Source organism: Sporosarcina highlanderae (assembly GCF_030433715.1).
GTDB lineage: Bacteria > Bacillota > Bacilli > Bacillales_A > Planococcaceae > Sporosarcina > Sporosarcina highlanderae.
The window spans coordinates 22,934-38,121 of the sequence record NZ_JAROCC010000012.1; the positions used below are offsets into that span (position 1 = coordinate 22,934).

Sequence of the window (15,188 nt, forward strand, 5' to 3'; positions counted from 1 at the left end):
AATTAAGGCCCAACTTACAAAGGAGTGGTGTTTTTGAAAAAAATATTATTTTTTATATTGCTATCAGTCATTCTGAGTGCTTGTGGTCAACAAAAGGGTGAAAATGTTGAAACGACTTTTGAGAAACCACCCGAACTAATCGTTAGCTCAAATGGTAATGAGGTCGTTGCCGTATTAGGAACATATAGTTGGTCTTACGATAATGGAGATGGCACATTTAAAGGAATTGAGGCTGACTCATTTGGAACAACAGAAATAGTGAAGCTCCAATCACATCCTTTAAAAACTAAATTAGGGTCGGAAGTTGTCTTGGAATTCACAAGAACTCCCAAAGAAATAAAGGTAACTATTTGGGATAATAATCAGGCTTTGAGAGAGTTGGAAGTCGAGGGGAATACTTTCACAACAGACGAAAAAGGTAATATCGTATATGAAGTATATGCTACTTGGGACCAAGGTTCTGCTCATTATGCTGTTCAACTAAATGTTAAATAGACAAAGAGGAGGGCAGTTATGAGAATACTTTTTCTGTTAGGTATTATACTCTTAATAATTTTAGGGGGATGTTCCTCACCTACATTAAAGGACGCGTTGGAGAGGAACGGTAGTAAAAATGTTGAAATCTTATTTCAGGATCATACCGATAATGTTGTCCTATTCTTAAATGAAGATGATACTGGGCAGCCAATGTTAAGTTTAAATACTTTTGTAAGGGAAAATTCAAGGTATAAATATGACTCAGGTACTGGAGAGTAATCCCAACGTATAGACTTATCAAACGAATATGAGGTTATCAATGTTACTTCGGTCGGAAAAAGCTCAATTAGTGCATTATGGGGCGGTGTTTTTAATTACCCCAACGCAAAAACAGTTAGTTATTCTTTAAAAGATAAAGATGGCAATGTTATATATAATTCAAACGTGAAAATAACAGGAACAAATATCGTTTATGAAAAATTACCAAGAGACATATATGAACAGACTCATTCTCTTCATTATAAAATTTTAGACGGTAAGAATAATGTGATAGTTGATAGTGATAACTCTTAGGGTAGGGCATTTTTTGTTCATCTAACGCGGCGAACAACGGAGGAGTTGATACAAGAAGGGATTAACGCTATTTTTATAGAACTTATAGAACTAAATTAGCAGGTTAGTGCGAAGAGAACCAAATGGAATGGGATTCAAAATGGAGTGTTTACTGTTCCAAAGGGGGCAATGACTTGAAAGGTTATTATAAAATAGTAGGGGTTTTATTTTTTATTGTAAACTTCTGCTTTTTATGGATTTCTACTAAAATCGCTGAAGTTTTTGTTGGGATAAGTAGGCTTGATGAGAGTAAAGGGTACATGATATCCGAAGCTGAGGAACTTAGGCTTTTTCTTTTTATCAGTATCGTAATGTTATTCATACAATTTCTCTTCTTGCTTCTTACATCAATTTATTTCAAAAAAAGGCTTGTCAAACAATCTTTAATCATACTGAACATAGTTGTACATATTCTTCTATTTTTTTGGTTTGTCTTTAACGTATATCAATTCACAATAAATGGTGATTAAGCTGAGGGAGATGTGAGCATTGGATAGGAAGTATAGCAAGTACTCCGTGATTTTAGTTGTCGTTGGGATTTTTATTGCGTATATGATTTTTCCGCCTATCAATATAACGTTTGGAAAGTGGTCTATGGTGGCCATACCGATTGGTTTTGCCATCTATTTAACGGGTCTAACACTTGGAGTAATCGCCTTTTTAAAGAAGGAAAAAGGGTTTCTTAAATATATCTCATTAATTTCAATTGCCTTGGGCGTTTTATATATTTTATTCCTTTTTGCCATATTCGGAGGCCAAATATAGGGCGGAGGAAGGTAGCAATTCCGCTTGTTGATGATAGAGTAAGATTAATATTATCAACAATGTAACTTATTTAATGACATGCCGTCTAAACGCTCAAGGAGGAGAAACAGATTGAAATATATTTACATTCTCTTAACACCTCTAATCCTCGTTGACCCTAAAACCAATAGAGTAATTGGCTATATGCCGAGTGAATAAAAGGAGTTAAATAACTATGGAGTTGTTATTGTTTATTTTACTCGTCTGTTTTCTTGCGTTAATGTTTAGTTCTTTATTGAGCAATCAAAAGAAGAAAATTCAAAGCAATAAGAGAATCGAACAGAAATTAGATAAGCTAATAGAGTTGATTGAAAATGAAAAAAAGTAACTAGTGATGCTGATGTGATCGTTGTGGAATACACTTTAACTAACAGGCAGGTGAATTAATTATGATTAAAATAGAAGGTCCTAAGGGTAATTCATTAAAAGCAGAACTGAAAAATTTAGATGAAACTTTGAAATACGGGAATTTAGACATTCTTATTGAAAAAATGTTGGAGAATATAGGTTCAATTGACTCGGAACTTAGGGATACACTAATTTATAATTCATTTGGAAAACTAATAATCGAAGACTATTTAACAATAAAACAAATGGATTATATTCTTACAGTTTGTCTAAGAAACTTATTACTGAATATTGGTCAAAATGAAGATGACTCGGTATTTAGTCGCTCTTTTTCTGCTTTAGTTATTGTACTAATCTTAAAGAAGGACAAGGAAAAGAGGTTCCTGTCGGCTGATACATTGGAACAAGTGATCGTGAAAAGTATTGACTATTTAAAGCTTGAAAAGGACATTCGTGGCAATGTCGTCGAAAAAGGATGGGCTCACAGTATAGCACACGGTGCAGATTTATTAACTGAGGCTATAAGTCATCCACATTTTAATATAGCGTTGTCACCTGAATGTTTTGAGACAATCAAACTCTGTTTATTCAAAGATAGCACAAGTGAATTACCTTATGTAGATGATGAAGAAGAAAGACTTGTTTGCGCAGTGGAAGCACTTCAGGAAAAAGGAGTAAGTGATGGTGACATTGATATTTGGGTATCATCGATCTCTGATGAATTAAATGAACTATTAGAAAAAGAAGAATATAGTTTAAACTTCTTTTGGAAAAGATCCAACGTAATAAGTTTTTTACGAGGATATTATTTCAGATTGCTGTACAAAAATGATGGTTTGGAATTACAAGAAAGTATCGTAAAGACTTTAGAGCATTGGCATAAACGTTTCTACAACTAAATGGTTTTTTCTTATTACATAATCGAACGCTATTATTTTGTTAGCAGTTTTACCAATTTAACAATCCGATGCTTTTGGTAAAGAAGCATTACATCCGTAATTGCCTTATCGAGATAGTAATTAGGGGGGAAATAATGAGTAACTTCGAAAAGGAATACCTTGCAATTGCAATTAGGCAATTTAAGCACTTTAAGGAACGTGCAGAAAAGGGAATTCAGCAATTATCAGATGACGAATTACACTATAAGCCAAGTGGAGAGTCAAATAACATCGCAATAATAATCAAACATTTAAGTGGTAATATGCACTCCCGATGGGTAGATTTTCTGACTTCAGATGGGGAAAAGAGTTACAGAGATAGAGACGGCGAATTCATTGACGATAATGAATCGAAGGAATATCTAATGCGAAAATGGGAAAAAGGTTGGGAGTTACTTTTTAATACAATTGAGAACCTGCAATCCGAGGATTTAACTAAAACGGTTACTTTGAGGCAACAACCTTTAAGTGTTCTTCAAGCAATTCAAACTGAAGTAGCTCATATTAGTTATCACTTAGGACAAATTCTTTATATTGGAAAACAAATAAAGGACAAGGATTGGACAATATTAAGCATTCCTAAGAATGGTTCAAAAAAGTTTAATGAGAAGATCAATAATTAGATAAGCTAATAGAGTTAATTGAAAATGAAAAAAGTCATAAATGAAGCAGTGCAAGTTGATGTGATAAATAAGAAAAGCAAAGAAGAGCAGCAACGACGTTGCTCTTCTTTGCTTTTCCTTATGCGCTATAGCATAGAAATATAAATTATAGGGGTCAAAATAGTGATGGCATCCGTCTAATCTATGAAAGGAGTTGGAGTTCGAATTGGAAATCAATAAGCAAGATTTTTCAAGTCCAGACGAAGCAAGTCGACTTGCCGATTGTGATGAAGTACTTTTGAATTATTTAATGCGCGAATACGCCACCAAACTTAAACGACTTGCCTATCTTTATACAAATGACCATTCAGAAAGTGAAGATATCATTCAAGAAGTCTTTGTCAGCTGCTATCGGAACTTGTCCAAGTTTAGAAACGAATCGAATTACGAAACTTGGTTGACTCGAATTACCATCAATAAGTGTAAAGACCATCTACGGCATTGGAGCATAAGAAATCTAATTTACATGCCACTGAAGCACCTTGTAAAGACAGAGGATTCAGCTGAAAAACATTATATACATAGCGAGAATTCTAAAGAAATACTAAAACAGATTTCGTTGCTTTCTCACAAGTTTAAAGAAGTACTGATTTTGTATTACTTCAATGACATGACGATGCAGGAAATAAGTGAAACACTTGGCATTAATCACAATACGGTAAAATCGCGTTTGTTACGGGGCAAAAATGCACTTCTGAAAAATTTGGAGGGGGGCAATCATAATGGAACGCTTTGAAACTGAAATAAAAAAAGAAGTGGATGATTTCCTAAAGAGTAATATCCATTTTACAAATGAAGAGGGCGAACGGATAAAAGAGAGGATTGCGCCAAAAAAGAAAAGGGCTCTGAGATTTAATCCTGTGTATTGGACTGTATTAGCGGCAGCAGCAAGCTTATTCATCTTTATTAGTATTTCCTTCATCAATAGCCCGAACGAGATATCCATAGGAAATACCTCCATAGAGGGGGATGAAATTATCTTCTATGGCGAAGGAGTATATTGGAATGTTAGGTATATTTACAATCCGGAATTGTATGCAGAAAAAATGGTAAATTGGGTTGAAATTGAATTGCGAAATTCAGAACTATCGCCGGAAGATTTAAACAATATTGACATTGAGTTTGAAGGTAGAGATGGGGTAATTACAGGAAATGTGGGAGGTATGGTAACAAAAATTCAGGATAACGTTATTTCATTTTTAGTTGGTACCGTTAATAATGAAACATATAAAGAGGATAAATATAAAATCACGATAAAATTTAATGATCAACAAGATGTCATAAAGTTGAAGTTCATGTCGAAAGAATTTGTCTCTAAAACAATATATGAAGCGGAAACAATAATCCAGCAGTACATCAAGTATTTGAATTCAAAAGAATGGGATGAATTTGTAGAACTCTTCAATTTTGATCATGAAGGTAAAGAGGAATTGTTATCCTTTTTTAAAGACAGTAATGCTAAGTCCAAAAAACAAGGAATTCATGAAATTGAGAACGTCCAGCTTGTGAGTATGTCATTGTCAAATGACCCTGAATTTACATCCAAGGGTGACTATGTTTATGATGTATTCTTAAATATGAAGGTTCATGATAACTCCGAATTTTATATGAATGGATTTACTCATAATATTTTTGTTTTCAATAAAACAGGCAGTGGTCTTAAGTTAGAAAACGTTTATTTTAAAGGGTTGGCTGGTGATAAGCAGTCTAATTATGGTAATGAAGATATTACTGTTCTGGATTACTTGGAAATAAGCGATGGAAAGGATTTAACCCTTGTATTAGAGCAATCAGGCAGGGAAGATTTCCACTTAAAAATTGAAAGGCTTCCTGTTTTACTTTCCTATTTAACTCAAAGTGACAATCCAAAATTAGAATTGAGCAGAATGCAGAGTACCTTTATCCTTACACATCAAGAAAAGGATTACTTTCTTGTTAGCTTCAATTGTGGTGTAAAGCTTTGCGATCAGCTTTTGGTAGAGCATAGTAGTAAAGATGAAGTTCAATCAATTGAGGTATCAGAATCGAGCATCTTTCAAGATGTAAAGCAACATGGGGATCATTTGGCGCTCCTATTTGGGAGAAACGAAGGGGTTGCAGTGATGAGAAATCATGTCGTACTTTTGAACTTAAAGGAATTCATAAAAGTCTCGCCACCGCAGCAACTTGAAGTATTGGAATCCTTTGAATACCCTATTACACGTATCGAGTGGAAGGGGAATGATCTAAAGGTTGTCATCGCCGATCTAAAAGAACCTACATTTGAAAATATTATGGAATGGAATAAAAAAAATGGAGAGCCTATTCAAGAATTGCTATGGGAAATCAACTAGGCGGAATGGATAATTGGCCAAATATTCTATCCACTGAAACAAATAGTTGTTTCACTCCGTCTAACTTATAAATCTGACAAGGGGACGATGGAATTGAAGAAATTAAGTATAATGTTTATCATTCTTTTTTTGGCAGCCTGTTCAGCAGAAACAATAGAGAATGAAAAAACACAACCGGAAATCAACGTCGTGAAAGCTTCCGAAAAAGCAGTTCAACAGCAACCAAAAGAGGCAGATGAACAGGAGTATATCAAAATTTTAAAAGTTAATGCCCCGAAACTTTGGAGTGATGCTGACGTTCAACTATGGACGTATGTGAATGACTATTCTCTTGCTGAAGCATTGGGTTATACGCAAGAAATTACAAATTGGAGAAAATATGAGGTTGAATTTGATAAATCGCTATCATCACCCAACCAAACTTGGGAAAATCCAGGAAAGCTCCTTTTAGCATTCATGACTGATGTAGAAGTTAGTAATTATTTAGGGCGAGAAATTTGGGAAATCAATTCCCGAATTAAATTTTTGGATGAGAATAATGCGTTAGGTTATATCATGAGCTATGGGTTACATGATGATTCTGCTGCTGGAAGCGATATCAAATTAACGATGAAAAAAGAGAATGGATTCTGGTTTATCGAATTGGTTGAACAACGGGAGCAATGTTCAAGGGGTATCGGTGAAGAAAGTGGGTTCTGTCTATAACTTCCACTAAGGGGGGATTTACGATTAAAAAACAATTTATAGCGCTTGTAACATTACTTGTACTTTTTGTTTCAGGTTGTAGCTCATCACATCAGACCAACAGCAGTGATTTGGAGGATTATGAAGTTATAAAGACAATAGACGAAAATGTTCAAGGCGATTTTGTTTTCCGGCTTGTTAGCGAAAAGAAGGAATATGGAAAGGGGGAGGATGTGAAACTATACGGCGAAATAACTTATATAGGAGATAAAGATGAAGTCACTATACGTCATTCTTCCTCTGCTATTCTGTTTACTTTGGAAGAAAAGACAAGAGGGTTCGAGATTGATTTTGGCGTAGATGACCTCGAAGTAGCAACAGTCCTTAAACAGGGTGAACCTTATCGAGAAGAATACGTGAAAAGCGGTGGATATTCAGAAAATACCCCTAATGATGACGTAAGATTTATAAAAGATTTCTGGAAGAACGATGGCTTTCCCTCTGGTTATTATGTTATTAATGGGGAGACAGACTTCTCATTGGAAAATCGGGAAAGAGTGAATATTAAAGCGACGGTAGACTTTAAAGTTGCCGATTAGTCGGGCGAGAATCAGGTTTAGTTGGAGATTTTTCTCAAAGAATAAGCATCCTAAATAATAGGGGGGATGGTTTGAAAAGACGTGCTTTGGTAAAATCGACTATCTTATTTGGTATTATCGCTGCATTTCTTGGTTTCATTTACCTTAGTAATCCTATTGTTTTGAACGGAAGTAATTCAACTGTTGAAAATCCGGGCGGAGACAAAGATATTGTAATTCATTTTCACAACGAAGGAATTAGTCGAGTGCAACTGAAAGAAGTATTAATAAATAAACGAGTTAACAATGAGGTGGAATTAGGGATAAGCTATGACACTTCCCAAATTGTTCAAAGCGGGACGGATAACAAACTAATAGTGTTTGGTGAATTAGATAGTGAATACGTTAATCCGCAGATACCGAGCGAGGAAATAGTAGGTATTATCAATAGAAAAGAAATGACCCCTATTCATTATGGCCTCAGAATTAAGGACTATGGGGAACCAATTGAATCTATCACCATAAAGTACAGGTATTTAGGATTCCCTGTTTCCAAAGAATTCACTTTTACTAATGGACTTTAATGAGAAACGCTCAAGAGAGAGCGTTTTTTCTATTACTTCAGTATGCCAACTCCACTTTCAGATCCATTTCAATTTTACTCATTTTAAAGTATGTGGTCAGTCTTCTTGTAATGGATTCAACCAATTCCTCTGCCATTTCATCAGGAATCGGCTTTTGATAAATCATGGTTATTCCGATAAAGCAATCCTCAATCGGATTAAATGCCGTGCCCTCTCCGCCTTCACCTTTGCTGATGACTCCGATGTAGCCAGCGAAAGCTAATGTGTTTAGAATACCCGTGTGCAGAATGTCTTTTTCCCGCTCACTTAATTCTGAACGGTCTTGAATCTTAATGTGAATACCTTGTTTCAATTCTCCAACTCCCTTTTGTTCAACTCTTCGCAAGTTTACAATAATGCATGTATAAAGTACATACTTGCATTAACTATTTATCTGAAAAAAATGGATATTTTGAAAGGACACAGGGATTTTATGTTAAAATAGATTTTTAAGTAGATGGCTTATTGGGATTGTGTTTTACTGGAAATCATTGAAGTGTTGATCAATGGAGAATCAACCCCATTTGATTTGGCTGGATGAGAACTAAATTTAGACGCATTATTTATGTTCTTTTAACGGGCGCAATTGCTGTATAAGCTGTTGCGTTTATTTTGAAATAATAAGAGATTGAGGAACGTCAAGTAGAACTCTTATTCAATAAACGGGTAAAAAAATGATAAGGGAGCAATTCTATGCAACACATATTCTGTAACGAAACAATGAATAAACCCGCAACTGACGAAGAAATCACACGTGTCGAACAAACTCTTGGCAGAAAATTGCCTTCTGATTTCATACAACTATTGAAAATTGCAAATGGAGGAATAGTCAAAGACACGCATCAAGCTTTTCTTGTAGATTTTCCTATCGAAAGTGGTGATCATTTCATTTTATTAGAAGAAATCATGGGGGCTAATGAAGAAGGTTTGATGTTGAGCGATTATTTCATAGAGGAATGGGGTCTACCCGGAGAACTTGTCTTGTTCTCGGGCAGTGGCCACGCCTGGGTTGGATTTAACTATGAAAATCGGGAAATCCCAAATGTCGCCTACGTTGAACCAGATGAGGGCAATGGGAACAATTTTCATGTGCTTGCTGACACTTTTACCGAGTTCATGAGTAAGTTAACAGCGGCTGTATGACAGGTAAAACGGGCTACTTTATCGAAACTTTGCCATATGAATTTCATTAAATTGGAGGGTAAGCAGATGGCAGAAATTCTGTTGTTACACCATGTTTTAGGCCGAACGAAGGGGATTGAGGCAATCGCAGAGTATCTGAAAGACGCGGGACATACTGTGCACGTGCCAGATTTATTTCACGGTCGCACATTTTCCAAGCTGGAGGAAGGCTTGGCTTTTGTTAAGGAAATCGGATTTAATGAAGTGACGGCGCGCGGAGTTCGGGCAGCCAGCGAGCTTTCACACAATGTTGTCTATGCTGGTTTTTCACTTGGTGTCCCTGCAGCACAGCAGCTCGCTCAAACTCGTGAAGGCGCTAGAGGCGCACTATTTTTTCATGCCTGCCTCCCGACCTCTGCGTTCGAATCTCAGTGGCCGGTCGACTTGCCTGTGCAAATTCATGCCATGAGTGCAGATCCTTTTTTTGTTGAAGATGGCGACATCAATGCGGCACGTGAGCTGGTGGCATCGGCCAATCATGCTGAGCTTTTTCTGTACGAAGGCAAGGAGCACCTCTTCACTGATAACAGTTTACCATCTTACGATGCTAACGCGACAAAACTTGTGATCAAGCGGGTTCTCGATTTTCTCGCATAAAAGAATAAGATTACTTTAGTCATAGATTAACGAGGTGCTGTCTTTATGGGGATTTTAAATTATGGAACGGTGAGGTTTACTTTTTATTCGATGGTTGTACTATTACTGCATTTTGGTGGGTTTTTAAATTATTTCGTGTTCTTTCTAATATCCGCTTTGTTTGTTTTAACGAATTACTTAATAGTCTATTTTAAGAAAGACAAATCATTTGGGAAAAAATATATAGATTACGCGGGATTTCCAATTGTTCTCTTTACAATCATTTTTATTTATCTTAACTAAATAGATCAACAACCTGTACCGTGATTTAGATACTCACCACCCCATCGATAGACGATGGGGTGGTGTTTTTTAGTTATCGATCATTTCCCGCGTTTTGTGCTAAAATTGATTATGAGTTGACGGATTATTCAACAAACAGAGCCCGTGGAGAGACAAAAAGAAAAAAAGTATTTTCTTAGGATGGCCCTAAATCCCAAGTAGAGCGAAAGGATGAAACAAATGAGGTGGAAACGTTCTACTAAAATTTATTTTTTGATTGTGCTGATAATTGTAATTCTCGTTGGGTTTAATTTGTATAGTTTTTATAAGTTGAACACTGTCAAGATATTTGTTGAAGAGTATTTGGAAGAAGAAGGATATACCCAAAATGAAATTAGTGTAATAGATAAATTCAAATCTAATCTTGCAGGAGATAGGCATTGGATGGTAGTTGTTAGGTTAGAGGGGGATCAAAAAGTATATTACTATTTTAAATCGAAAAATAAATTAATCTTAGAATCGTATATTTTAGATGGCTATGACAATGTAGTCAATAAAGTGGTTAAAACAAGGCATTCCGAATAACAAAGTCTTTATAAAGGTGGGAGATACATGATAGGCGAAATCTTTATAGCGGTAGTTTTATGATTCCTTGAGGAAAGTTATTTTAGGTATAGCCATGCAACCTCCTGCAATTAGAATCGTCGAAATAATTGTAATTCTATTAGTGGGAGGTTGAAAAATGGGTAGTAGAAATAACAAGATCAGCTTTATATTAAGTACGTTATTTGCTTTGTATATTGTTGGAGAAGTTGTTAGTCACTTTATTTTCGGTTTCTCAATTTGGCTCTTCGTGAATATCCCTTTGTTTCTGATTTCATTTATTGGCATAATCGTAATCATGATTTTCCTAATAGTAGATTTCTTTAAGAAAAAAGAGAGAAAGGCAAATTTAGTCTTACTACTGGTAAGTTTTTTACTGATATTCATAATGATAAACCAACCCTTCTCTCCGCTTCTTCGAAAAGCCGAGTTCACTTTTAACCTTGAGAATAGAGAAGAAGTTGCGAATTTAATAATGGATGGGGAAATACAAACCTCGAATAGCCGTGGTGATCTTATTCCTGTTCCAAATGGATATAGCCGTTCTTTGTCTGACGGAAGAGAAGTAATGAAGGTGGATGATAAATTACTTTTCTTCACCCGCAGAGGATTGCTTGATAGCTTTTCGGGCTATGTTTATTCTCCAAACGGTGTCGAGCCTCAAGATGAAGATGTTATGGCAAAGATCGTAAAGAAACAAAAAATGAGCAAGAATTGGTATTACATTGCTTGTACTTAAAGTTGGTGTGGAAAAGTAGAACAAGCGTGGAAGTTGAGGGGGAAGCTATGAGAGTCCTTGTCTTAGGTGCAAGTGGTTTTCTTGGTGGTCATGTCCATCATAATTTATTGAAAGATAATCGATTCAAGGAGATAGTGGGGACAAGTAAGTCATCAGAGATAGAAGGTTTATATAACATTGATATTAATAATGAGAAAAAGTTTGGTGAATTTTACAGGAAATATAACCCTGATTTTGTCATTTGGGCAGTGATGAGTGCTGATAACGAAGAGACATTAATACATACCGGTTTAAAACATCTGTTAAATAGGATGGATAAACAAACAAAGTTGATTTACGTTTCAACTGATGGAATATTTTCAAGCGGCCAAGGCTGTTTTGATGAATATGCTGCACTCTCTTATCTTGATACGCATAACCCATTATCAGCATATACGAATGCTAAATTAGACGGTGAAAAAATGATACAGAAAGGACATCGAAATTATATTATTCTTCGAACTGGTCCATTGTACGGTCAAGATCTAAACGGGAATTGGGATTTTAGAGTATTGGCTTTACAATCCGCTTTGACAGCCAATACACCTTATAAAAGAGCCGATAATCTTTTTAAAACTTTTGTTCATGTAGAAGATCTTGCACATGCGATAAGTGAACTGTTGTCAATCGACTATATAGGGTTTTTGCACGTTGGTCCAAAAACCAAAGAAAGCTATTATACCTTTTCCCTAAAGATGGCTGATAAATTAAAACTGGATCATACGTTAATTGAGCCGGATCGAATTCCAATTAAAGAAGCTATAAGAAGGGGAGTTTCTTTAGATACATCCTTAAACACTGAAAAATGCAGCTCTTTATTAAAAACAAAGTTTAGAGAGGTATGATTATTTTCTTAGTGTAGGAGTTAGACGATAGCGGAGGGCACTTATGAAAAGGTTAGTAATTATTACTGTAGGAAAGACACACACTGGAAAAAGTACTTTTGCAAAGCATTTAGAGAAAGAATTGGACAACTCTTTTATCATGGACCAGGATAACCATGCGGAGTTTGTAAATACCTATTACGAAAAGCTGCAACCCAAATCAGGACCTAACACGCTTAAACATTCTATTTCACGGTTAATTGTTGATTATGCCAAGAAACATACTGACTTTCATATTATAGCAAGTAACTCTAATCGAACAAAAAAAGGAAGGGAATTTTTACTTAAAGAAATCTACCCTGAAAATGAATTTTTACGTATCCTTGTTCATTTTGATATTCCTGATGAAATTCTGCATGAGCGGGTAACGAATAGTCAACGAAGCACAAATATATTTAGAGGTCCTTATTCCAATTTTGAGGAAGTATTGGTAAGGCAACAGGCTGAATCCCATTTGGATGATTTTATTGATCCGGTAGAGGGAGAGGCTGACTATCTGTTCAAGATAAAGGATAACGAAGAAGTTGAATCTGTCATAAAAGAAATTGTTCGTATTTCAACTTTTTGATAGGAAGATAGGAGAAAATCTATGGGGGAAAAACAATTTTACGCTTATCATCTTGTAACAAGGAATAAAATGAACCTTGGTCAGATCATCCATTTCGATAACAATCAAAAAAACACCTTATACCGCTTCTTCTTTGAAAAAGAGATAGTGAATTCTAAAGGCGAAGATTATATTCACATACTACACAGCCACTACACGCGTGACGGTCTGACGCTAACAAAAGAAGATGCCGATGTGGCTATTATGTCTATCGGGCAAACTATTAGGGCTGCTCGGGAAGTGATAGTGGAAATGGTTCGGTTAGAGGAATTCCCTCAATATCCTTCGCGGCTATCCTGCTTATATGCAGCGAAAAGTTATGAGGATGTCCTTAAGTGGAAGCAAGTATTTGATTCATTCAATCGTAAAGTTTTGCAGATCGTTAAACTAAATGTTACTGGAAGCTATTTTGAAGGGGATGGAGATCTCCTACCAAAAGAAGACGGAGTCCCTTTCTCGAAAAAAATAGAACAAGCAAGAGAATATTGGAATGGCAATATAAACAACACCCTTCCCGAGTTGTTGATTAACGGGAAGATTGAGGTACTGGAAATTATCGACGATTTTTATGAATGAAATATAGATCTTTCAAACCGATTGCTACTCTGTAATCGGCTATTTTTTGGAACGACATCGAATACTTTTTCCAAATGATCACATTCTGTTATAATTGGAACCGAACGAATGAGAAATAAGGTGAAGCGATTGAATTTCATATGGACATTGCTTTTTATGGCACTCATCGGAGCACTCATCGGAGGATTTACAAATCACCTCGCGATTAAAATGCTCTTCAGGCCCCATGAAGCAAAATATATCGGCAAATGGCGGCTGCCCTTCACACCCGGGCTCATTCCAAAACGCCGGGACGAACTCGCCGTACAATTAGGTAAAACCGTCACAAACTATTTATTAACGCCGGATATGTTCCGGAACAAACTACTCACACCTGAAAATGAAAAAAAGGCGGAGGCATTCCTTCAAAACAAGATTGAGGAACATATTCTTCATTCGGACAAGACATTGAACGATTGGTTGCAATTGGCTGGAGCATCCACGCTAACCCAGAACATCGAGAATAAAATTGAAGCAGTTATCGATGCACAGCTCAGGAATGTACGCACGAAATTGACAACGGGTACAATCGAAGAAGTCGTTCCGATCAACTATCAGGAGCAAATGAAGGAATATATCCCGAAGGCGACATCATATATCCTTAATCGCGCGGAGCAATACGTTGACTCCCCCGAAGGGAAAGTGATGTTTCAAAAAATGATCAATGACTTCTTAGAGTCTAAAGGGACATTTGGAGGCGTCTTGGGCATGTTCTTCGGCGATTCGAATTCCCTTGTTGAAAAGGTACAAAAGGAAGCGCTGAAATTCATAAACGCCCCAGGAACTTACAACCTTCTGCATTCATTGATTGATAAAGAATTCACGAAACTCCAAAAACGTCCGACTGCTGAAATGCTGTCCGGTTTTAATTGGGAAGGACTGTTCGCGTCCGTCAAAGCATATGCTAAAAAGGAACTTGCTCTCGAATCCAGATTGGATAAAACAATCCAAGACTATTGGCCACAAGGGTCCGAATGGACTTCTGAAAATCTGACTCCGAAACTTGTGAGCTTTGCTTTTGATCAAGCGGAAAAGCAGCTTGAATTGTCGATGAAGAAGTTGAAGCTTGATGAAATCGTCAAGGAACAAGTCGATACGTTCCCGGTTGCTGTACTTGAAGATCTTGTCCTTGGAATTTCAAGAAGAGAGTTTAAAATGATTACCGTGCTTGGCGCATTATTAGGCGGTGTAATCGGGATTGTACAAGGATTGATCGTCTTTTTCACAAACTTATCTTAGGGGGAATTAATGATGACTGTTAATATTTACGATGATTTAAACAAATTGGAAGCAACACTTCGAAAGACCAATGAATTTGCACAAGTGCAACAAGCGATTGAAGAAGTGAAAAACGATGAGCAGGCATTGGAACTGTTCAAGAGCTTCCGTAAAATTCAAATGACGCTACAAGAAAAACAGATGCAAGGCGAGGAAATTGCAGGCGAAGAATTAGAATACGCTCAAAAAACTGCTCAACTTGCACAGCAAAATGATAAAATCATGCAAATGCTGCAAGCTGAAATGGGATTGAGCGGATTAATCGAAGAAGTGAACCGCGTACTGATGAAACCTGTACAAGAGTTATATGAGCAAATGTGAAGA

Annotated in this window: 20 protein-coding genes; 19 read left to right on the top strand and 1 reads right to left on the bottom strand. The window is 36.3% G+C overall.

Annotated features, from left to right (window positions below; all coding sequences use genetic code 11):
- Nucleotides 1-33: 33 nt before the first annotated feature.
- From P5G49_RS13925 to P5G49_RS13970, 10 genes are all read left to right on the top strand, one after another.
- Nucleotides 34-495, top strand: coding sequence for a membrane lipoprotein lipid attachment site-containing protein (locus P5G49_RS13925; RefSeq protein ID WP_301244687.1), 462 nt, complete (start codon nucleotides 34-36; stop codon nucleotides 493-495).
- An 18-nt stretch (nucleotides 496-513) separates the two neighbouring features.
- Nucleotides 514-756 carry a hypothetical protein gene (locus tag P5G49_RS13930; RefSeq protein ID WP_301244689.1) on the top strand — a complete coding sequence of 81 codons (243 nt, stop codon included), beginning with the start codon at nucleotides 514-516 and terminating at the stop codon, nucleotides 754-756.
- Between the two features lie 822 nt (nucleotides 757-1,578).
- Nucleotides 1,579-1,854: a hypothetical protein gene (locus P5G49_RS13935; protein ID WP_301244691.1), complete on the top strand. Its 276-nt coding sequence runs from the start codon at nucleotides 1,579-1,581 to the stop codon at nucleotides 1,852-1,854.
- A 428-nt stretch (nucleotides 1,855-2,282) separates the two neighbouring features.
- Nucleotides 2,283-3,140, top strand: a complete 858-nt coding sequence (locus P5G49_RS13940; protein WP_301244693.1) for a DUF2785 domain-containing protein — start codon at nucleotides 2,283-2,285, stop codon at nucleotides 3,138-3,140.
- A 134-nt stretch (nucleotides 3,141-3,274) separates the two neighbouring features.
- Entirely contained in the window at nucleotides 3,275-3,802 is a 528-nt protein-coding gene (locus P5G49_RS13945) for a DUF1572 family protein (RefSeq protein WP_301244695.1), read from the top strand.
- A gap of 205 nt (nucleotides 3,803-4,007) precedes the next feature.
- Nucleotides 4,008-4,577: an RNA polymerase sigma factor gene (locus P5G49_RS13950; protein ID WP_301244697.1), complete on the top strand. Its 570-nt coding sequence runs from the start codon at nucleotides 4,008-4,010 to the stop codon at nucleotides 4,575-4,577.
- A gap of 19 nt (nucleotides 4,578-4,596) precedes the next feature.
- Nucleotides 4,597-6,174, top strand: coding sequence for a hypothetical protein (locus tag P5G49_RS13955; RefSeq protein ID WP_301244699.1), 1,578 nt, complete (start codon nucleotides 4,597-4,599; stop codon nucleotides 6,172-6,174).
- A 93-nt stretch (nucleotides 6,175-6,267) separates the two neighbouring features.
- Complete coding sequence (locus P5G49_RS13960) at nucleotides 6,268-6,879, top strand: hypothetical protein (RefSeq protein ID WP_301244701.1); 612 nt, start codon at nucleotides 6,268-6,270, stop codon at nucleotides 6,877-6,879.
- Between the two features lie 110 nt (nucleotides 6,880-6,989).
- The gene (locus P5G49_RS13965; RefSeq protein WP_301244703.1) at nucleotides 6,990-7,457 is read left to right on the top strand and encodes a hypothetical protein; all 468 of its coding nucleotides are present in this window, start codon (nucleotides 6,990-6,992) and stop codon (nucleotides 7,455-7,457) included.
- A 71-nt stretch (nucleotides 7,458-7,528) separates the two neighbouring features.
- Nucleotides 7,529-8,020 (top strand): hypothetical protein, encoded by a 492-nt coding sequence (locus P5G49_RS13970; RefSeq protein ID WP_301244705.1) that lies wholly within the window; start codon nucleotides 7,529-7,531, stop codon nucleotides 8,018-8,020.
- Nucleotides 8,021-8,057: 37 nt separating this feature from the next.
- Here the strand turns inward: P5G49_RS13970 and P5G49_RS13975 are convergent, their stop codons facing one another.
- Nucleotides 8,058-8,372, bottom strand: a complete 315-nt coding sequence (locus P5G49_RS13975; protein WP_301244707.1) for a hypothetical protein — start codon at nucleotides 8,370-8,372, stop codon at nucleotides 8,058-8,060.
- 380 nt (nucleotides 8,373-8,752) lie between these two features.
- Here P5G49_RS13975 and P5G49_RS13980 point away from each other — a divergent pair, with 380 nt between their 5' ends.
- The 9 genes from P5G49_RS13980 to P5G49_RS14020 all read left to right on the top strand — a co-directional run bounded on the left by P5G49_RS13980 (nucleotide 8,753) and on the right by P5G49_RS14020 (nucleotide 15,185).
- Nucleotides 8,753-9,202: an SMI1/KNR4 family protein gene (locus P5G49_RS13980; protein ID WP_301244709.1), complete on the top strand. Its 450-nt coding sequence runs from the start codon at nucleotides 8,753-8,755 to the stop codon at nucleotides 9,200-9,202.
- A gap of 66 nt (nucleotides 9,203-9,268) precedes the next feature.
- A complete protein-coding gene (locus P5G49_RS13985) occupies nucleotides 9,269-9,838 on the top strand; it encodes a dienelactone hydrolase family protein (RefSeq protein WP_301244710.1) in 570 nt (189 codons plus the stop codon).
- 501 nt (nucleotides 9,839-10,339) lie between these two features.
- The gene (locus P5G49_RS13990) at nucleotides 10,340-10,684 is read left to right on the top strand and encodes a hypothetical protein (RefSeq protein ID WP_301244711.1); all 345 of its coding nucleotides are present in this window, start codon (nucleotides 10,340-10,342) and stop codon (nucleotides 10,682-10,684) included.
- Nucleotides 10,685-10,841: 157 nt separating this feature from the next.
- The gene (locus P5G49_RS13995; protein ID WP_301244712.1) at nucleotides 10,842-11,441 is read left to right on the top strand and encodes a hypothetical protein; all 600 of its coding nucleotides are present in this window, start codon (nucleotides 10,842-10,844) and stop codon (nucleotides 11,439-11,441) included.
- A gap of 47 nt (nucleotides 11,442-11,488) precedes the next feature.
- Nucleotides 11,489-12,325 carry a sugar nucleotide-binding protein gene (locus P5G49_RS14000; protein ID WP_301244714.1) on the top strand — a complete coding sequence of 279 codons (837 nt, stop codon included), beginning with the start codon at nucleotides 11,489-11,491 and terminating at the stop codon, nucleotides 12,323-12,325.
- A 43-nt stretch (nucleotides 12,326-12,368) separates the two neighbouring features.
- Nucleotides 12,369-12,932 carry an AAA family ATPase gene (locus P5G49_RS14005; RefSeq protein ID WP_301244716.1) on the top strand — a complete coding sequence of 188 codons (564 nt, stop codon included), beginning with the start codon at nucleotides 12,369-12,371 and terminating at the stop codon, nucleotides 12,930-12,932.
- A gap of 21 nt (nucleotides 12,933-12,953) precedes the next feature.
- Entirely contained in the window at nucleotides 12,954-13,547 is a 594-nt protein-coding gene (locus P5G49_RS14010; protein ID WP_301244718.1) for a DUF2441 domain-containing protein, read from the top strand.
- Between the two features lie 108 nt (nucleotides 13,548-13,655).
- On the top strand, nucleotides 13,656-14,825 hold the full coding sequence (locus tag P5G49_RS14015) for a DUF445 domain-containing protein (RefSeq protein WP_301244720.1): 1,170 nt from the start codon (nucleotides 13,656-13,658) through the stop codon (nucleotides 14,823-14,825).
- A 12-nt stretch (nucleotides 14,826-14,837) separates the two neighbouring features.
- The gene (locus tag P5G49_RS14020) at nucleotides 14,838-15,185 is read left to right on the top strand and encodes a YlbF family regulator (RefSeq protein ID WP_301244722.1); all 348 of its coding nucleotides are present in this window, start codon (nucleotides 14,838-14,840) and stop codon (nucleotides 15,183-15,185) included.
- Nucleotides 15,186-15,188: the final 3 nt, after the last annotated feature.

Excerpts from the sequence above, each read along its gene's own strand:
- P5G49_RS13930 (WP_301244689.1), top strand. The coding sequence starts at position 514 with ATGAGAATACTTTTTCTGTTAGGTATTATACTCTTAATAATTTTAGGG.
- P5G49_RS13940 (WP_301244693.1), top strand. The coding sequence starts at position 2,283 with ATGATTAAAATAGAAGGTCCTAAGGGTAATTCATTAAAAGCAGAACTG.
- P5G49_RS13945 (WP_301244695.1), top strand. The coding sequence starts at position 3,275 with ATGAGTAACTTCGAAAAGGAATACCTTGCAATTGCAATTAGGCAATTT.
- P5G49_RS13980 (WP_301244709.1), top strand. The coding sequence starts at position 8,753 with ATGCAACACATATTCTGTAACGAAACAATGAATAAACCCGCAACTGAC.
- P5G49_RS13985 (WP_301244710.1), top strand. The coding sequence starts at position 9,269 with ATGGCAGAAATTCTGTTGTTACACCATGTTTTAGGCCGAACGAAGGGG.
- P5G49_RS13990 (WP_301244711.1), top strand. The coding sequence starts at position 10,340 with ATGAGGTGGAAACGTTCTACTAAAATTTATTTTTTGATTGTGCTGATA.
- P5G49_RS13995 (WP_301244712.1), top strand. The coding sequence starts at position 10,842 with ATGGGTAGTAGAAATAACAAGATCAGCTTTATATTAAGTACGTTATTT.
- P5G49_RS14000 (WP_301244714.1), top strand. The coding sequence starts at position 11,489 with ATGAGAGTCCTTGTCTTAGGTGCAAGTGGTTTTCTTGGTGGTCATGTC.
- P5G49_RS14005 (WP_301244716.1), top strand. The coding sequence starts at position 12,369 with ATGAAAAGGTTAGTAATTATTACTGTAGGAAAGACACACACTGGAAAA.
- P5G49_RS14010 (WP_301244718.1), top strand. The coding sequence starts at position 12,954 with ATGGGGGAAAAACAATTTTACGCTTATCATCTTGTAACAAGGAATAAA.
- P5G49_RS14015 (WP_301244720.1), top strand. The coding sequence starts at position 13,656 with ATGAGAAATAAGGTGAAGCGATTGAATTTCATATGGACATTGCTTTTT.
- P5G49_RS14020 (WP_301244722.1), top strand. The coding sequence starts at position 14,838 with ATGACTGTTAATATTTACGATGATTTAAACAAATTGGAAGCAACACTT.